Below are 14851 nucleotides of genomic sequence, written 5' to 3'. Positions count from 1 at the left end.
GAAAACCGCTTGCGCTTGGCAATATTCACCATTTGAAAGGAGGACTTTTATGGCTCACCACAGCCATGTTATCAGTACGCTGGTCACCACCGAAAAACAGGCGCTTACCCTGTCGCTGTTCGGTTGTATTACCTTTGCCATCTTCGGCATCGGCTACGGCCTCTTCGTCGGTTCCAACGCCATCATGCTCGATGGTATCTTCACCCTGTTCAGCATGGGCATGACAGGCCTCGGTCTTGTTACCGCCTATCTTGTTACCCGCCCTTCCGATGCGCGCTTCCAGTATGGCTATGCCCACTTCGAGCCCATCACCAACGTCATCAATGGCGCCATTATTCTGCTGCTCTGCCTTGGCGCCCTCTATAGCGGCATCACCACCCTGCTGGATGGCGGACGGGAGATCGATCTCGGCCACGCCCTTATCTATGCCGCCGTCTCCACCTTCTTCTGCGCCATCATCTATCGCATCGAAGCCCAGGTTGCCGAACAGGTAGACTCCGAGCTGGTGCGGGTCGACTCCAAGGAGTGGCTGGTGGATACCCTGCTCAGCGCCACCCTGCTTATCGGTTTCGTGGTCGCCATTGGCCTCGATGCCATCGGCTACGGCCAATACAATCGCTACATAGACCCGGTGCTGGTCTCGCTGCTGGCCCTCTGCGCCACCCTCATTCCCATCAAGGTGCTCGGTCGCAACCTGCGGGAAGTGTTGAAGATCGCCCCCAAGGGGGATGTGCCACGGCAAGTCGAGCAGGAGATCGAGGCGCTGCGCCAGCGCCACGGCATCGAGTGCTACAGCCATCTGGCCAAAAGCGGTCGTCGCTTCGATCTGGAATTGAACATTCTGGTGGCGCCGGGTCAGGAGTGGCCTGTCGAACGTCAGGATGCCCTGCGTCAGGAGCTCTGGTCTCGCCTTGGCGATACCCTTGGGGATGCCTGGCTGTCGGTCTGTTTCACCCGCGAAAAGCGCTGGTTGTAACGACCGCACGGGGGAGCGTGGCACCGCCGCCTCCCCCTGTCGCATCACAACCCCATCACGCCCCACTGACACTGCTCTTGCCAAATTGGCGCCAGCCGCTATCATCAGGGCTCATTTTTCACCCGAGGTTTTATTGCCCATCATGGACAATCCCCGAAGTTGCCCTTCGTCTCTCTCTGTCAAAGCCTATCTTTTTCTGCTTAATCAGCGCCTCTGAATAACACCTTTGCCTTGCTGTTACTGCGGCCATCGCGCGCCGTGATTACTCTCTGCTCTGTCTGTTTTTATTGAGGTCATACAATGGAATTGCTGCTGGATCCCCATATCTGGATTGGTCTGTTTACCCTGATCATTCTGGAAATCGTGCTGGGGATCGACAACCTGGTCTTTATCGCCATCCTGGTGAAAAAACTGCCCCCCGCCCAACGGGACAAGGCGCGCATCATCGGCCTGTCGCTGGCCCTGCTGATGCGACTTGGGCTCTTGAGTGTCATGTCATGGCTGGTCACCCTCACCACCCCGATTTTGCACCTGTGGGATCACCCCTTCTCCGGTCGGGACCTGATCCTGATGGGGGGCGGCCTGTTCCTGCTGTTCAAGGCCACCTCCGAGCTACATGAGCGGCTGGAAGCCAAACCCCAGGATGATGGCCCGGTCGGCGCCTACGCCAGCTTCGGCGTGGTGATCGCCCAAATTCTGGTGCTGGATGCGGTCTTCTCGCTCGACTCCATCATCACCGCCGTCGGCATGGTAGATCATCTGGGCGTCATGATGGCCGCCGTGACCATCGCCATGGTGGTGATGGTGCTCGCCTCCAAGCCGCTGACCCGCTTCGTCAACGCCCACCCGACCGTGGTGGTGCTCTGTCTGAGTTTCCTGCTGATGATCGGCTTCAGCCTGGTGGCGGAAGGGTTCGGTTTTCATATTCCGAAAGGCTACCTCTACGCAGCCATCGGCTTCTCGGTGCTGATCGAGTTTTTCAACCAGCTGGCCCAACGCAGCGCCATGCGTCACGAATCCAAACAGCCCCTGCGCGAGCGCACCACCGCCGCTATCTTCAAGCTGATGGGCAGCAAGGCCTATCAGGACAGACCGGATGACGATCTGGATGCCGCACCTGCCGAGCCGCTCAGCTTTGGCGAGGAGGAGCGCTATATGGTGACCGGGGTGCTGTCGCTGGCCGAGCGCTCCATTCGCACCATCATGACCCCGCGCTCGGAGATGGCCTGGATTGATATCAACGACTCCAGCGACGAGATCCGCGCCCTGCTGCAGCGCGAACCCCACAGCCTGTTCCCCATCTGTGACGGGGATCTGGACGAGGTGATCGGAGTGGTCAAGGCGCGCGATCTGCTGTTTGCCTTGAACGAAGGGCAATCCTTGAGCGAACTGGCCAAGCAGAACGATCCCATTATCGTGCCGCAGACCATCAACGTGATCCGTCTGCTGGCGGAGCTGCGCAAAGCCAAGGGGAGCCTTATTCTGGTCTCCGACGAGTTTGGCGTGATCCAGGGGCTGGTCACCACCCACGATCTGCTGGAGGCCATCGTCGGCGAGCTGCCGGACGAGGACGAAACCCCGGATATCGTGCGCGATGGCGAAGGGTGGCTGATCAACGGCAGCACCAACATCCACCATGTGGAGCAGGTGCTGGAGCACGAGGGGCTGGTGAGCGAGAGCGATGAATACGTGACCCTGGCGGGCATGCTGCTCTCCCACTTCGGCACCCTGCCCACCCCGGGCCAGCAGTTGCAACTGCAGCAACTCAACTTCGAGGTGATCGAGGTGAGCGAGCGTCGTATCGAGCGGGTGAAAGTGATGCCCGCCACGGCTTGAGCCTGCCACCAGCAGAATACAGAAGAGGGCCAGACGGCCCTCTTTTTTATGCTTCAACTTTATGCCTCAACGCCTCTTTCCCGACGGTTTGCACTGATTGCTGCATCAAGCACAATTCTCTTGTGCAATTACCCCTCTTTTTCACAACAAGATGGCGGCATAAAGTGGCCTCACTTCCACCATGAGGAACTCAAGATGAGCCACGATCACCTGTTCTGCCCGCTGCGCCTTGGCCAGCTGCACCTTGCCAACCGCATCGTCATGCCCCCCATGACCCGCTCCCGTGCCAATCAGCCCGGTGATGTGGCCAACGCCATGATGGCGAGCTACTACGCCCAGCGCGCCGAGGCGGGCCTGATCATCAGCGAAGGCACCCAAATCGACCCCATGGGCAAGGGCTATGCCTGGACGCCGGGGATCTACAGCGCAGAGCAGATCGCTGGCTGGAAACTGGTGACCGATGCCGTGCACGCCAAGGGGGGTACCATCTTCGCCCAGCTCTGGCACGTGGGCCGGGTCACCCATCCGGACAACATCGGCGGCGCCCAGCCCATCTCCGCTTCAGCCCTGCCCGCAGTGGGCGTCAAGGTGTTCGTCGATAACGGCAGCGATGCGCCGGGCTTTGTCGAGACCGTAACTCCGCGCGCCATGACCCAGGCCGATATCGATGCGGTGGTGGGCCAGTTCCGTCAGGCGGCCCGCAACGCCATCAGCGCCGGTTTTGACGGCATCGAGCTGCACGCCGCCAACGGATACCTCATCAACCAGTTCCTCGACTCCGAATCCAACGCCCGCACCGACAGTTACGGCGGATCGCTGGAAAACCGGCTGCGCTTTCTCAAAGAGGTGACCGAGGCGGTCTGCAGCGAAATCGGCGCCGACCGGATCGGGGTGCGTCTTGCACCACTCACCACCCTCAACGGCACAGTCGATGCCAATCCGCAGGAGACCTATCTGGCGGCCGCCCGCCTGCTGGGCCAGCTCAATGTCACCTACCTGCACATTGCCGAAGCGGACTGGGACGATGCCCCCCTGATGCCGGAGAACTTCAAGCAGGGTCTGCGGGATGCCTTCCCCAACACCCTGATCTACGCCGGTAAATATGATGGTGATCGCGCACGCGCCGCCCTCGAAGCGGGCTGGGCCGACATGATTGGTTTTGGCCGCCCCTTCGTCGCCAACCCGGATCTGCCGAACCGGCTGCGCCACGGCTATCCGCTGGCCCCCCACGATCCGGCCACCCTGTTCGGCGGCGGCGAGAAAGGGCTGACCGATTACCCCGTCTATCAGGCAGAGGACGCAGCAGCCAGCCGCTGATTGCCGATGGCCAAACGGCCACGTAACGCAGGCCCCACAGGTTGGGGCCTGCTGTATTGTTGCCCATTCGCGGCAGTGGCGGTTTCACTGTCTTGCTGTTGCAATGATCTCGTTGTTCTCTCCCCTCGCTTTTACAAGGAGTCATCATGAATCACACCCAAGCCTGGTGCTGGCATGCCCCCGGTGAACCGACCCAGCTTACCCTCGCCGATCTGCCCCTGGCACCGCTCGCCCCTGACGAGGTACTGGTAACCAACCGGGTTATCGCCTTCAATCCGGTGGACTGGAAGCTGATCGAATATGGCCACTCCAACTGGCAGGACGGTCAGGTGCCCGGCGTCGATGGCATGGGCACTATCGTGGCCCTCGGTGCCAACGTCAGCCATCTGCGCCCCGGTGCCCGGGTCGCCTATCACACCGACCTGCGCCACCACGGCAGCTTTGCCCGTCACACCCGGGTACCAGCCCGCGCCCTGATGCCAGTGCCCGATGCCCTGAGTGACGAGGCGGCCGCCGCCCTGCCCTGTCCCGGCCTCACCGCCTGGCAGGCGCTGGCCAAGTTGCCGCGCCTGCACGGGGAAGCGCTGCTCATCACCGGTGCTGGCAGCAGTGTCGGCCGTTTTGCGGTGCAGCTCGCCCTCCAGCAAGGAGCGCGGGTCTTTGCCAGCGCCAGCCCACGCCACCATCACTGGCTCAAACAGATCGGTGTGCAGGGTGTAGCCGATTATCGGGACTCCGACTGGCTGGCCACCTTGCAGACTGCCAACGGCAACGAGCCGTTCGAGGGGATCATCGATCTGGTCTCCAGCCAACAGGCCGAGAGCCTGCTGCCCGCCCTTGGTTACTACGGTCATATGGTGACTGTGCTCGGGCGCATCCCGCACAATCCGCTGCCCGCCTTTAGCCATTGCCACTCCTTGCACGAGATTGCGCTGGGTGCCCAGCACGCCTTTGGCTCGGGCAAACAGTGGAGCCGACTGGTGGCCGCCGGTGTCGCCATGATGGCGCAGATGGCGAGCGGCGAACTGACCCTGCCGCCGCTGGTGGTCGGCGACTTTGAGGCACTGCCTACCCTGCTCGAGCGCTTCAAGCGCGAAGGACAGGGCGAGAAGTTTCTGGTGCGAGTGGCTTAACGCTGACTTTCCCTGATAACCACACCGACCATTGAAACGAAAGAGGCCCGCCAGTAATGGCGGGCCTCTCTTTATATAGTGCATGTCATCTCGACTTCATTAGCGCCTGACTCAATGCAGGATCACCCCGTGAGTCTCGGCATAACTGCGGATCTCCCGGGTCAGCCGCGCCTTGTCGGCCAGAGAGAGCCAGCTCGCCTCCACCGCATTGAGCGAGAAGCGACATAGCTGACTCATGGTCGCGCCAAGGCCATCGGCCAGCGCCGCAAAGTTGGCATTCATATAGCCACCAAAGTAGGCAGGGTCGTCCGAGTTGATGGTGACACAGAGCCCCTGCTCCAGCAGCCGCAACACATTGTGCTGGGCCATATCGCCGAACACCTTGAGCCGGGTGTTGGAGAGGGGGCAGACGGTGAGCGGCAGCCGGGTATCCGCCAGATAACGGAGCAGTTCGGGATCATCGGCCGAGCGAACCCCGTGATCGATGCGGCATACCTGCAGCTCGTTGATCGCCTGCCAGATGTAGTCGGCAGGCCCCTCTTCACCCGCATGGGCCACCACCGGCAGCCCCAGCTCGCGGCATTTGGCAAAGACCCGGGCAAATTTAGTGGGCGGATTGCCCCTCTCCCCCGAGTCGAGGCCGATGCCGTGAATGCGTGACAAGAAGGGCATAGCCTCTTCCAACGTCGCGAACGCCTCCTCTTCGCTCAGGTGGCGCAAAAAGCTCATGATAAGGCGCCAGCTGATGCCAAACTCCTTCTCCCCGCGCTGCAGCGCCCGCTCGATGCCACTCAGCACAGTCGCAAAGGGGATACCGCGAGCGGTGTGGGTCTGCGGGTCGAAGAAGATCTCCACATGCACCACCTTGTCGGCGGCGCAACGCTCAAGATAGGCCCAGGTGAGGTCGAAGAAGTCCTGCTCGGTCACCAGCACGCTGGCGCCGCGATAGTAGAGGTCGAGAAAGGATTGCAGGCAGTCAAAGTCATAGGCGGCGCGCACGCTGGCCACATCGGGCCAGGGCAGTGGCACACCGTTGCGGCGGCCCAGCTCAAACATCAACTCGGGTTCGAGGCTGCCCTCGATATGCAGGTGCAGCTCCAGTTTCGGCAGTCCGGCGATAAATTGCGCGGCGGTGAGGTGTTCGGGTGTGACTGGCTTGGGAATCGGGGTGTCCATAGCGACGGCTCCATCAGCAAAGTGATCCGGCGTCAGCCCCTCCACCAGACTGACCCGACGGCAGCTTTATTGTGCACCGAAGTGGCGAGACAGGGGAGACTTGTCATCAAACAGACTTATAATGGCGTCACAAAAATCATAAATGATTGAACATCTTAACGATTGGCGGCTCGCCTGCGCCCTGACAAGGAGTTTTCATGAAGAAGAACGTCATCTGCGATATCGACGGTGTCATCCTGCACAACAACGATCTCATCCCCGGTGCCGACCGTTTCGTCCATCGCCTGCTGGAGCAGGGCAGCAAGCTTTTGTTCCTCACCAACTACCCGGCCCAGACCCAGAAAGATCTGCAAAACCGCTTCCGCTCCGCCGGGATCGAAGTGCCGGAAGAGTGCTTCTATACCTCCGCCATGGGTACCGCCGACTTCCTCAAGCGTCAGGATGGCAAGAAGGCGTATGTGATCGGCGAAGGGGCGCTGACCCACGAGCTCTACAAGGCCGGCTTTACCATCACCGATATCGACCCCGACTTCGTGGTGGTGGGCGAGACCCGCAACTACAACTGGACCATGATGCAACAGGGGGCCAAGTTCGTCGATCAGGGGGCCCGCTTTATCGCCACCAACCCCGATACCCACGGCCCCATGATGCACCCGGCCTGCGGCGCCCTGTGCGCCCCCATCGAGCGAATGACCGGCAAGAAGCCGTTCTATGTCGGCAAGCCGAGCGCCTGGATCATCCGTGCGGCGCTCAACCGGATGGAGGCCCACTCCGACGACACCATCATCATCGGCGACAACCTGCGCACCGACATTCTGGCGGGCTTTCAGGCGGGTCTCGAGACGGTGCTGGTGCTCTCCGGGGTGAGCAAGGTCGCCGATATCGACCGCATGCCGTTTCGGCCGAACCATATTTTCGACTCCGTGGTCGACATCGATATCGTCTAATCACCACCCAAGCGTTAAACAGGGCAGGTCTCTCCTGCCCTTGCAGGATCTGTTATGGAACCCATTCTGATCGCCGTGGCCTTTGGCTGCGGCATGGTAGTCAATCTGATTGGCCTGCCCCCCCTGCTCGGCTTTCTGGCCGCCGGTTTTATCCTCAACGGCATGGGATATGAAAATACTCCCGCCCTGAGCGAGGTGGCCGATCTCGGCGTCACCCTGCTGCTGTTCACCATCGGCCTCAAACTCAATATCAAGACCCTGATGCGGCGCGATGTGTGGGGCACCACCAGCCTGCACCTGCTGCTCTCCACCCTGCTCTTTACCGTAGTGCTGCTGGTCTGCAAGGGACTGGGGCTTGAACTTGCCCTCTCGCTGGACTGGAAACTGGCGCTGCTGCTGGGCTTTGCCCTCTCCTTCTCCAGCACCGTCTTTGCGGTCAAGGTGCTGGAAGATCGCAGCGACATGAATGCCCTCTACGCCCGCATCGCCATCGGGGTGCTGGTCATGCAAGACGTGTTCGCCGTAGCATTTCTGGCCTTTTCCAGCGGCAAGTGGCCCAGCATCTGGGCGCTCTGGGTGCTGGGACTGCCGCTGCTGCGCCCGCTGCTCTTCAAGCTCTTGGTGCGGGCCGGTCATGGCGAGCTGCAGGTACTGTTCGGAGTCTTTCTGGCACTGGTGGTCGGGGCTGCCGGTTTTGAAGTGGTTGGCCTCAAGCCGGATCTGGGAGCTCTTATCATCGGCATGCTGCTCGCCTCTCATCCGGCTGCGGCAGGGCTTGCCAAGGCGCTCTTTAACCTCAAAGACCTCTTTCTGGTCTGCTTCTTTCTCACCATCGGTCTCAACGGCCTGCCGACTCACGACACCATGCTGCTGGCACTGGCGCTGGTGCTGGCCCTGCCGCTCAAAAGTGTCCTCTACTATCTGGTCTACAGCGGCGCTCACCTGCGGGTACGTACCGCCCTGCTCTCGACCCTGGCGCTCACCAACTTCTCGGAGTTTGGCCTGATCGTCGCCGCCATCGCCGCCAAGGCGGGCTGGCTCTCCCACGAGTGGCTGGTGGCGGTCTCGCTGGCACTGGCGGCCAGCTTTATGATCTCCGCTCCCCTCAATGCCCAAAGCGAGCGCATTTATCACCGCATCGGCCACTGGCTGCGGGGATTGCAGGCGAGCAACCTCCATCCGGAAGACAGGCCCATAGAGCTGGGCGATGCCGAGGTGATCATCCTCGGTATGGGGCGGATCGGTCAGGGGGCCTACTTCGAGCTGGAGAACAAGTACGGCAACGTCATCCTCGGGGTGGAGAACGACAGCGAGAAGCTGCCCACCCTGCGCGCCCAGGGGATGAACGTCATCGAAGGGGATGCCACCGATACCGACTTCTGGGACAAGGTGCTGCTCTCCAATCAGGTCAATCTGGTGCTGCTGGCGATGCCCCACCACTCGGGGAATCTCTACGCCATCGAGAAGCTGCGCAGCCACGGCTTTGCCGGCAAGATAGCCGCCATCGTCCGCTTCGAGGATGATATCGCCTCCCTGCAGGAGCAGGGGGTGGACGCGGTGTTCAACGTCTACAACGAAGCGGGCAGCGGCTTTGCCCGCCATGTCATCCGCCGTTTGCAGCCGCGTTGAATCGTCGGCCAGCAGCCCTTGGCAAGGGCTCTTGGCAAGGAGGAACGCATCGTTTAAGTTATGCACAACCTCGTTTAATAAAACGAACGCGGGGCCGGGATGGCCCCGCTTTCCTATCTGCCGAAGCCAAGGAGGCACCATGAAGACCCTCAACGACTGGATCCTGCTCGATCGCCACGAGGCGATCCCCACCCCGCTGATGCCCGCCCCCGAGCGTATTAAAGCAGGTAACCCGGCGCAAACAGTCTGGAACCACTACTCCGACCCCAGCCAGCAGTTTCACATCGGCTTCTGGGCCTGCGAACCCGGCCGCTGGGCCATCCACTACACCGAGCACGAGTATTGCCAGCTGCTGGAGGGGGATGTGGTGATCCACGACAGTCAGGGCGGCCAGCTGGCCCTGAAACCCGGCGATCAATTCGTCATTCCCGCCGGTTTTGTCGGCGAGTGGGAGACCCTTACCCCCTGTCGCAAGGTCTACGTCATCTTCGAACCCGCCTCGGCTTGATGTTAACGTCACCCAGCCTCGTTGCAGCAGCCCTTATCCTGTTGATCCGCTTGACGCTTACGGCATGATTTTCTGCGGTTTTCCCGCTTGCAAAAGGTTTTTCCGCTAGGCATTGTGTCTGACGAGGAATGTAAATGGAATTTCGAGCCCAAACGTGGGGGGCTCATATAAAAATCAAGAGGATTACCGCCAATGTGTTCAATTTTCGGCATTCTGGATATCAAGTCCGACGCAGTTGCCCTGCGCAAGTCGGCGCTGGAGATGTCCAAGCGACTTCGTCACCGCGGGCCTGACTGGTCCGGCGTCTACAGCTCCGACAAAGCCATTCTGGTGCACGAGCGTCTGGCCATCGTCGACCCGGGCAATGGCGCCCAGCCGCTCTACAACCCCGAGCGCACCCATGTGCTGGCGGTCAACGGCGAGATCTACAACCACAAAGAGCTGGAGAAAACCCTCAAGGTCGACTTCCAGTTCCAGACCAAATCTGACTGTGAAGTGCTGCTCGCTCTCTACAAGGAGAAGGGCCCGGCGTTTCTCGACGATCTCAACGGCATCTTTGCCTTCATCCTTTATGACGCCGAACAGGATGCCTACCTGATTGGTCGCGACCACATGGGGATCATCCCCCTCTATACCGGCCGCGACGAGCACGGCAACTTCTATGTCGCCTCCGAGATGAAGGCGCTGGTGCCGGTCTGCAAGAGCGTCGAAACCTTCCCGCCGGGACACTACCTGTGGAGCAAGGATGGCGAGCTCAAACAGTGGTACAAGCGCGACTGGATGGAATACAGCGCGGTCGAGCACAACGTCAGCGACAAGGCCGAGCTGAAAGCCGCGCTGGAAGCGGCGGTCAAACGCCAGCTGATGTGCGACGTGCCCTATGGCGTGCTGCTCTCCGGCGGGCTCGATTCGTCCGTTATCTCCGCCATTACCAAGCTCTATGCGGCGCGCCGTATCGAGGACGATGGCAAGAGCGAAGCCTGGTGGCCGCAACTGCACTCCTTCGCTGTCGGCCTGGAAGGCTCACCTGATCTCGCCGCCGCCCGCAAGGTAGCTGATCACCTCGGCACCATCCACCACCAGATCCACTTCACCGTGCAGGAGGGTCTGGATGCCCTGCGCGACGTCATCTATCACCTCGAGACCTATGACGTCACCACCATCCGCGCCTCCACGCCGATGTATCTGATGGCCCGCTACATCAAGGCGATGGGGATCAAGATGGTGCTCTCCGGCGAAGGCTCCGACGAGCTGTTCGGTGGCTACCTCTACTTCCACAAGGCGCCCAACGCCCGCGAGTTCCACGAAGAGAACGTGCGCAAGCTCGCCTCTTTGCACCTCTATGACTGCCTGCGCGCCAACAAATCGATGGCTGCCTGGGGGGTGGAAGGTCGCGTGCCCTTCCTCGACAAGGAGTTCATGGACGTGGCGATGCGCCTGCAGCCCGCCGACAAGATGTGTGGCAAAGGCAAGATCGAGAAGCACATTCTGCGCGAAGCGTTCGAAGATCTGCTGCCCCACGAAGTGGCCTGGCGCCAGAAGGAGCAGTTCTCCGATGGCGTGGGCTATTCGTGGATCGACAGCCTGAAAGCCATGGTCGAGACCGAAGTGACGGATCAGATGTTCGAAGCGGCTGCATTCCGCTTCCCCATCAACACCCCTCTCACCAAGGAGGCCTACTTCTACCGAGCCATCTTCGACGAGCACTTCCCGCTGGAAGCCGCCGCCCGCACCGTGCCCTACGGCAAGTCGGTCGCCTGCTCCACCCCCACCGCGCTGGAGTGGGATGCCAAGTTCAAGGAGATGGCCGACCCGTCCGGCCGCGCCGTGATGGACGTGCACCAGCAGGGCTACTAAGCCTGCACGCCAAACCGAGCGGATAACGTCAGATAGCAAAAAGCCCTTCACCATGGTGAAGGGCTTTTTCATCTCCCCGCGGTCACGCACGCCAAATCACATCAGACCATCGCAGATAGTTGATTTTTCATAAATATTTAATTTTTTTACCGAGTGACCATGCATTGACAGGAAGCGCGTCGATTGACTATGCCTGAAGGGTGATCAACAGGATCACCACGATGACAACAAGGATCGGGAGGGGGCATGGACGCTAACACTCTATCAAGGATTGGCCTGCTGACAGCACTGCTCGTCAGTCCGGCTACGATGGCCAATGACAATATCGTGGTACTGCAGCTTGGCAAGGCCTTCAGCAATGAAAAGCTCGACATCAACATCGCCGACGCCAAGTTCCACCACATGTTCTGGCGCTGGGGAGACTCAGGCTGTCAATTTGGGCTGGGGGTACGTGCCGGAACGCTCAAGGTAGAAGATGAAGAGACCGCCAGAGTGGGGGGCGGCGCCCGTATCGAATGCCAATGGGGTAACTGGGTGACCTGGCTCCCCGGCGAGATGGTCTGGCTCGATCAGTACCAATTTGGCACTCACGGCCACGGCTACAAGGATTACGGCGGCCCCTTACAGTTCGCCCTGGGTATCGGCCTCGGTTACGCCATCACCAAAAATTGGCTGATCGGCTATCAGTATGAGCACATGTCCAACGCATATATGTATGACAAGAACCCGGGGCTGGACAGCCATACCCTCCATATCGAGTACCGGTTCTGATTACAGGCTTATGCCTTGGTCTGTAGACTACGCAACGGAATACAGGTGTGCATGGTCCATAACGACCAGACGATAACATCGTTCACCAACGGCGATGCTACCCAGAAGAAGAATATCGACGTGCAGCTAGAAGAAACGCAGGAGTGATAACTGGATCCGAGAATGGCCCCACAATGTGGGGCCATTCTCATTTCTGTCTGACAGCACACCGAAACATGGCCAGGGAAAGTCGCCGCATGAACTGCACCATCAGGCAGAGCTGCATCCTACAAGAAGATCCTGTTACTCCACATGACAGGAAGGGTGAACCACTTAAAAAAGCGCTGTCGCCACTTTGGCGCCATTTAGGCAAAAGAAAAGGCCACTATTTCTAGTGGCCTTCTGTAACTCTTTGATTTTAATGGTGCCGAGGCCGGAATCGAAGATGACGCACCAAAGCCTCTAAAATCAACGAATGCGCATTATAAAAAACTCATCGTATACCTATCCGTATACCAATAATATTTTAGTACCACCGCCCTGCTGCATATTCCGGCCGATCATGAACACCGATTCCGGTTCAACGTGAACACTTTACCTCTCATTTCCTGAGACAGTGTTCAACAGTCAAGGTGGCAGTTGCTTCGTAGACTACCGAGAAATCAAGCCCGGAAAATATCCACCTTCGTTTCTAAGCACTTGCGTAAACTCAAATCATGTGTGCCCACTTCAAACCAACCACTTGGTTTCTGGAAAAAATCCAGTCCTCGACCAATCTTGATGACCCACCCATTGTCGATACTGATCTCCCGATCGTGCATGTTCGGATTGAGTTTCACTTCCAGTTCCACATCGAGCTCCAAAAGGCTCTGCTTCAATTCGTCGAGTTTTTGTTGGATATCGACCAGCTGCGTATTGTCATCGTATCCGGTAACAAGGTTGATTTTCTTCACTGTCCCAGCTTTCAAAATACATTCACAAAAGCGAACGAAATTCTGGATCTGGTGCTGAAGCCGAACATAGGGTTCTTCAATGACGACAGCCTTAGCCCCTTGTAGATAAGGGCCAATGATCGACTCATAACTATGTCCCATATCCCCATACATGATTGTGAAATGGCGTTCGATCAATTCATCAGGCACAACGACAGAGGATATCGGTTCATCTTGGATTGCAGGTAACTCTTGTCTAACCTCTGTCGCCACGTTACGTTCATGTGCACTCTTGTCGTTGAGTTTCCGCCGCAAAGGCTGCTGTGTTGCTGAAGCATCTTTCGACTCAGGGCAATAGACAATCACCTCTTGCCCCTGCGCATTAAGGAATGAGAGATCGATGCGCGCAAACTCATCATCGGGTTTGCGTTTATTCATCTGTTCTTTCACGCGTCGACGGCACTCGACCGCATAGGAAACATATTCTTCGAATTCCTGATCGGTCGGAGAACCAGTCGGGTGCAGAATTTTCAGGAAGGCACAAACGGTTTTTTTGATGCCTTTTTCATCACGGCCTTCAACACTCTTGCCTAGACGGATCCGCTTGCTGGCCTCTTCATATCGATTGGTATGCTTGAACTGGTAGTGGAATGCTTCCGCCAGGTAGTCGGTAATGAACCCGTAGCAGTTGGTTAGAAACTCACTACTGTTCTTGGGCATTTCCCAACCAGGTATATAGGCTGCAAATCGATCCATGATGGCGAGGTCAAACTCTGCAGGTAATGGCTGGAAAAGATCATGTTCGGCCGAGTTAACTACTTGGCTGATAGAAAGGTCGAAGTTGCCAACAAAGCTAAGACTGGCATCAGCGATCACTTCTGCGCCGCGTGAAAAGCGTCCATTCGCCATGAAATCCTTCATGATCTGAATAGTGTCTGGATCTTTGACTTTGATGCCGCCAACCTCATCAAACGCTACCGTGTCCCAGAAACCTACCAACCCAACCTTACGACGTGCGTTGTTGTAGAACAGTGCCGACTTAGTCGCCTGTCCACCAGAAATAAGTGTGGCGTAGGGGGAAAATTCACTGAAGAAATACGACTTTCCAGTGCCTCGTGGCCCAAGCTCAATGTAGTTGTAATTGGGCTCAACGAGTGCCGCTAGGCGCGCAATAAAATGCATGCAAACACGCTTTGAGAGCTTTGTCGGCTCCAGGCCAACGGTACGCAGGATCACCGCGATCCATTCATCACGGGTGAACTTCATTCGACCTTCACAATATCGGTCAAAATCAAAGCGGCTGATCTGGATGGGACGTAAGTCCTCAATGTAAAACGCGTAGTCGTCTTCCTCGATGGCGTTATGTGCCAACGTTACTTCAGCCCAAATCCCCCCTTCCAGCAAACGGTCATTGTCTCGATAAAATTTATCACCGATAGCGATACGCTGTGAGTTGAAGTTTTCCAATGAAGCCCAATGGCGCTTTTCTTTCTCGACATACCGCACATGAACCTTGTCGATAAAGCGATGCTTGCCCTTGGTTGCAACCTTTGACTGCGCGGCATTGGCCTCGTCAGGTTTTACATAATTGTCTTGCAGGCTGGCTAGTACCGCCTCCATACCTGCATCCATTTCTGCTTGATCGTCACTCGCACAAAAGCGCGCAAGCAGGAACTCCAACACAAATGTCGGAACGTTAGTTCCCTTCTTGATTCGATGGAGTAGATCCTTGCGCAACACCTTGCCATCAAAGGTATCAGTTAGCTTTTGGTCAAGTTCATTCATCATTT

11 protein-coding genes are annotated in these 14851 nt (G+C 58.2%); 9 read left to right on the top strand and 2 right to left on the bottom strand.

Annotation, left to right across the window (positions count from 1 at the left end):
* The first annotated feature begins 49 nt into the window (after nucleotides 1-49).
* The 4 genes from ACB035_RS02085 to ACB035_RS02070 all read left to right on the top strand — a co-directional run bounded on the left by ACB035_RS02085 (nucleotide 50) and on the right by ACB035_RS02070 (nucleotide 5262).
* A complete protein-coding gene (locus ACB035_RS02085) occupies nucleotides 50-976 on the top strand; it encodes a cation diffusion facilitator family transporter (protein WP_005352774.1) in 927 nt (308 codons plus the stop codon).
* Between the two features lie 300 nt (nucleotides 977-1276).
* On the top strand, nucleotides 1277-2812 hold the full coding sequence (locus ACB035_RS02080; RefSeq protein WP_371166561.1) for a TerC family protein: 1536 nt from the start codon (nucleotides 1277-1279) through the stop codon (nucleotides 2810-2812).
* Nucleotides 2813-3007: 195 nt separating this feature from the next.
* Entirely contained in the window at nucleotides 3008-4129 is a 1122-nt protein-coding gene (locus ACB035_RS02075) for an alkene reductase (RefSeq protein WP_371166560.1), read from the top strand.
* Nucleotides 4130-4275: 146 nt separating this feature from the next.
* Nucleotides 4276-5262: a zinc-binding dehydrogenase gene (locus ACB035_RS02070; RefSeq protein WP_371166559.1), complete on the top strand. Its 987-nt coding sequence runs from the start codon at nucleotides 4276-4278 to the stop codon at nucleotides 5260-5262.
* 111 nt (nucleotides 5263-5373) lie between these two features.
* Here the strand turns inward: ACB035_RS02070 and ACB035_RS02065 are convergent, their stop codons facing one another.
* Complete coding sequence (locus tag ACB035_RS02065; protein ID WP_371166558.1) at nucleotides 5374-6438, bottom strand: adenosine deaminase; 1065 nt, start codon at nucleotides 6436-6438, stop codon at nucleotides 5374-5376.
* Nucleotides 6439-6635: 197 nt separating this feature from the next.
* Here ACB035_RS02065 and ACB035_RS02060 point away from each other — a divergent pair, with 197 nt between their 5' ends.
* The 5 genes from ACB035_RS02060 (at nucleotide 6636) to ACB035_RS02040 (ending at nucleotide 12150) form a co-directional block, all read left to right on the top strand.
* Nucleotides 6636-7385 (top strand): HAD-IIA family hydrolase, encoded by a 750-nt coding sequence (locus ACB035_RS02060; RefSeq protein WP_005337281.1) that lies wholly within the window; start codon nucleotides 6636-6638, stop codon nucleotides 7383-7385.
* Between the two features lie 54 nt (nucleotides 7386-7439).
* Nucleotides 7440-9014, top strand: coding sequence for a cation:proton antiporter (locus tag ACB035_RS02055; protein ID WP_371166557.1), 1575 nt, complete (start codon nucleotides 7440-7442; stop codon nucleotides 9012-9014).
* A gap of 139 nt (nucleotides 9015-9153) precedes the next feature.
* Nucleotides 9154-9522: a cupin domain-containing protein gene (locus ACB035_RS02050; protein WP_371166556.1), complete on the top strand. Its 369-nt coding sequence runs from the start codon at nucleotides 9154-9156 to the stop codon at nucleotides 9520-9522.
* A gap of 192 nt (nucleotides 9523-9714) precedes the next feature.
* On the top strand, nucleotides 9715-11379 hold the full coding sequence (gene asnB, locus ACB035_RS02045; protein WP_203116611.1) for an asparagine synthase B: 1665 nt from the start codon (nucleotides 9715-9717) through the stop codon (nucleotides 11377-11379).
* A 246-nt stretch (nucleotides 11380-11625) separates the two neighbouring features.
* Entirely contained in the window at nucleotides 11626-12150 is a 525-nt protein-coding gene (locus tag ACB035_RS02040; RefSeq protein ID WP_371166555.1) for an acyloxyacyl hydrolase, read from the top strand.
* A 641-nt stretch (nucleotides 12151-12791) separates the two neighbouring features.
* Here the strand turns inward: ACB035_RS02040 and brxL are convergent.
* Nucleotides 12792-14849 carry a BREX system Lon protease-like protein BrxL gene (gene brxL / locus ACB035_RS02035; RefSeq protein ID WP_371166554.1) on the bottom strand — a complete coding sequence of 686 codons (2058 nt, stop codon included), beginning with the start codon at nucleotides 14847-14849 and terminating at the stop codon, nucleotides 12792-12794.
* Nucleotides 14850-14851 lie beyond the last annotated feature (2 nt).

This window comes from Aeromonas sp. S12(2024) (genome assembly GCF_041402305.1).
In the GTDB taxonomy this organism is placed as follows: domain Bacteria; phylum Pseudomonadota; class Gammaproteobacteria; order Enterobacterales; family Aeromonadaceae; genus Aeromonas; species Aeromonas veronii.
The sequence above is the reverse complement of the archived record's forward strand: the minus strand, read 5'-3'. Positions and strand labels throughout refer to the sequence as shown.